Source organism: Acidocella sp. (genome assembly GCF_013044125.1).
In the GTDB taxonomy this organism is placed as follows: Bacteria; Pseudomonadota; Alphaproteobacteria; order Acetobacterales; family Acetobacteraceae; genus Acidocella.
The window spans coordinates 1-3,597 of sequence record NZ_JABEVC010000219.1; the positions used below are offsets into that span (position 1 = coordinate 1).

3 protein-coding genes are annotated in these 3,597 nt (G+C 63.6%); 2 read left to right on the forward strand and 1 reads right to left on the reverse strand.

Annotation, left to right across the window (positions count from 1 at the left end; all coding sequences use genetic code 11):
• Positions 1–1,234: NRAMP family divalent metal transporter (locus HKL97_RS13175; protein ID WP_291426114.1), on the reverse strand; the 1,234-nt coding region annotated here is incomplete at its 3' end.
• 333 nt (positions 1,235–1,567) lie between these two features.
• On the opposite strand from HKL97_RS13175, the gene hemB reads away from it, so the two are divergent.
• Complete coding sequence (hemB, locus tag HKL97_RS13180) at positions 1,568–2,560, forward strand: porphobilinogen synthase (RefSeq protein ID WP_291426116.1); 993 nt, start codon at positions 1,568–1,570, stop codon at positions 2,558–2,560.
• Between the two features lies 1 nt (position 2,561).
• The gene (locus tag HKL97_RS13185; RefSeq protein ID WP_291426118.1) at positions 2,562–3,479 is read left to right on the forward strand and encodes an oxidoreductase; all 918 of its coding nucleotides are present in this window, start codon (positions 2,562–2,564) and stop codon (positions 3,477–3,479) included.
• The last annotated feature ends 118 nt before the right edge of the window (positions 3,480–3,597 follow it).

Consider the following 3,597-nt stretch of genomic DNA (forward strand, 5'->3'; position numbering starts at 1 on the left):
CGCCAAACGCGCAGGTGACCCCGCAAACAGCGATGACCACCCATTTATAAACGCCCCGCAGCCGGTGCGCCGGCGGCAGCGCCACCATGGAGAGCCGGACCAGAAAACCCAGCACCAGCGGCAGCAACAGCGCGTTCATCACCTGCACACCGATGTTCAGGCTGATCAGATTGGGTGTGACGCCCACCAGCACCGCCCCGCCGATCACGCAAAACGCATAGACACCATAGAACCAGCGCGCCTTGAGCGGGTGATGCTCCAGCGAGCGCCGATATCCCGCGACCTCGCCCAGCCCCCAGGCCAGCGCCAGCGAGGCGACAATCGCGGCCACCATGCCAGCGCCGATCACGCCAAGGCCAAAAATCAGCCGGCCAAACTGCGGACCGAGATAGGGCGTCATCGCCTGGCTCATGTCGCCTACCGTGTTCAGCGTGGCCTGCGGCGCATGCGGCTGAATGGAGGCCGCCGCCGCAATCAGCACCGCCGCCATCACCAGCTGCGTGATCAGCGCGCCGGCCGCGGTATCCCAGCGCGCCACGGTGTAGTGGCTGGGGCCGAGTTTTTTATCGGCAACGGCCGATTGCTGATAAAAAATCATCCAGGGCATGATGACCGCGCCGATATTGGCCGCGACCAGATATTCAAAATGCGGATTGAACACGGGGGTCCGCACGGACTGGCGCAGCATGACCGCAAGGTCCGGCCGGGCCGCCCAGGCAACAAAAAAGAACGCCAGTTCGAACAGGCCGATGGCGATGGCCGCGCGCTCCACCCGGCGGTATGAGCCGGTGAGCACCACCGCCAGCAGCGCGATGACCGCCAGCGGCAGCGAGACGTAATGCGGCACCCCGTAGAGATCGCCGATGCCGGCCACGCCGGAGAACTCGGTGAGCAACGCGCCGATGGTGGCAACCGAGAGCCCGGTCGCTGAAAGCCAGGCCCATTTCGCGCCGAAACAATCGCGGATCAGCTCGCCATGCCCCCGCCCGGTGAATATCCCCAGCCGCACGGTCAGCTCCTGCACAACATAGAGGATCGGCACCAATATGATCTGCACGGCGAGCAGCTTGTAGCCCCATTGCACCCCGCTCTGCCCGGCGGTGATGATGGAGCCGACATCGGTATCAGCCAGCATGACCACCAGACCAGGGCCAAATACAGCCATCCACGGCAAGGCGGTGAAATATCGGCCCAGCGAGGATTGGGCGCTCTGGTTCTTGGTCGTCGAAGGCATCAACACGCGACTCCGCTTTGGGGGCTTCTGCAATTTATTCTCATCCACAGTTAGGGCACTCTCCCGGCTTCCTCCACACCGCGCATTGATGCAGATCAAACCCGGTGAAAAGCGCATCAATTGCAATTAAGAATTATTTGCAATATTGCAAACGCTTCTACCCCTGCCGCACCGCAATGGTCAAGGGGCGCGCGGCAAGCCGCCGCCAACCTGAATCCCCTAATCTTTATAATTATAATTTCAGAAGCGGATGTCATCCGGCTCTAAAACAACAACCCAGGGGACCGCGCGGCCACCTCGCAATCAAGCCGCGAAAGCGTTAATCATGCGGGTATGACAAACCGTTCCTTCCCCAATACCCGCCTGCGACGCAACCGCTACGATGACGCCACGCGGCGGCTGGTGGCGGAACATAAACTTTCAACTGACGACCTGATCTGGCCGATCTTCATCCGCGAGGGCCACGGCGCGGCAACGCCCATCGCCTCCATGCCGGGCGTCGCGCGCACCGGGCTGGATGGTCTGGCCAAACATGTCGAGGCCGCCGCGCGGCTGAAAATCCCCGCCATCGCGCTGTTCCCCGCCACCCCGGCCGGGCTGAAGAACCCCACCGCTACCGAGGCGCTGAACGCCAACAACCTGATGTGCCAGGCCGCACGCATCCTGAAGGCCGAATTCCCCGAAATCGCCCTGGTCGGCGATGTCGCGCTCGACCCCTATACCGACCACGGGCACGACGGCCTTATCGAAGACGGCTATGTGGTCAACGACGAGAGCGTGAAAATCCTGGTACGGCAGGCGGTGAACCAGGCTGCCGCCGGTATCGACATTATCGCCCCGTCGGACATGATGGACGGGCGCATCGGCGCCATCCGCGCCGGGCTGGACGAAGCCGGGTTCATCAACACCCGCATCATGAGCTACGCCGCCAAATACGCCTCCGCCTTCTACGGCCCGTTCCGTGATGCCATCGGCTCCGGCGGCGCGCTGAAGGGGGACAAGAAAACCTATCAGATGAACCCCGCCAACGCCGAGGAGGCGCTGCACGAGGTGGCGCTGGACCTCGCTGAAGGTGCTGACATGGTGATGGTCAAACCCGGCATGCCCTATCTGGACATCATCCAGCGGGTGAAGCAGCGCTTCGAGGTGCCGGTGTTCGCCTATCAGGTCTCGGGCGAATATGCGATGATCATGGCGGCGGTGCAAAACGGCTGGATCGACCACGACCGCGCCATGATGGAGAGCCTGCTCGGCTTCAAGCGCGCCGGGTGTTCGGGCGTACTGACTTATTTCGCGGTGGAGGCGGCCAAACTTCTGGAGGGCTGAGATGAACGCATGGGCTTCTGGCGATATTCCCTCGCAGGCGGGAAAATTGGCGGTTATCACCGGGGCCAACAGCGGGATCGGCTATTTCACCGCGCTGCAACTGGCCAAAGCCGGGGCAAATGTGATCCTGGCCTGCCGCAACGCTGAAAAAGGCGCGGCGGCGGCGGCCAAAATAAACGCCGCCGCCCCCGGCCGGGCGGTGTTCGAGGCGCTGGACCTGGCCCGCCTCGCTTCTGTGCATGATTTCGCAGCCCGCTTCAAAGCCGCGCACGGCACGCTCGACATCCTGATCAACAACGCCGGCGTGATGGCCACGCCCGCGCGGCAGACCACCGCCGACGGCTTCGAGCTGCAGTTCGGCGTGAATTTTCTGGGACATTTCGCCCTCACCACGCTGCTGCTCCCCGCATTGATGAAAGCCCCAGCCCCACGGGTGATCCAGCTCTCCTCCATCGCCCACCGGCAGGGGCGGATTGATCTGACGGATTTACAATCCGCCCGCGCCTACAAGCCCTGGCAGGCATACAGCCAATCAAAGCTGGCGATGCTGATGTTCGCCCTGGAGTTGCAGCGCCGCGCCGATGCCGGGGGCTGGGGGCTGCTCTCGCTGGCGGCGCATCCGGGCATCGCACGCACCGAGCTGATCGCCAACGGCCCCGGTGCCGGGAGCCTCACAGCACTTGGCCTCAAACTGGTGGAACCGTTTATCTCACAGTCAGGCGAGGCCGGAGCGTTGCCCACGCTTTTCGCCGCCACCACGGCGGATGTGCCCCCCGGCGGCTATTACGGCCCCACCGGCTTCAGGGAGTTCCGCGGCCCGCCGGGCAAGGCCAGGCCGGAGAAACACGCGCTGGACGCAGGCGTGGCCCGGGCGCTATGGGAGGCCGCCGAAGCCCTGACCGGGCTCAGAGTTGCCTGATCGCTTTAAGTGCGATCAGACTCTGGCCATTTTTCTGAGGGCGATTCACGCTTTCGACTCGCTCAGGCGAGCGAGCCTCAAACGATCGCACTCTAACCGGCTGCGGGGTTTATCTGCC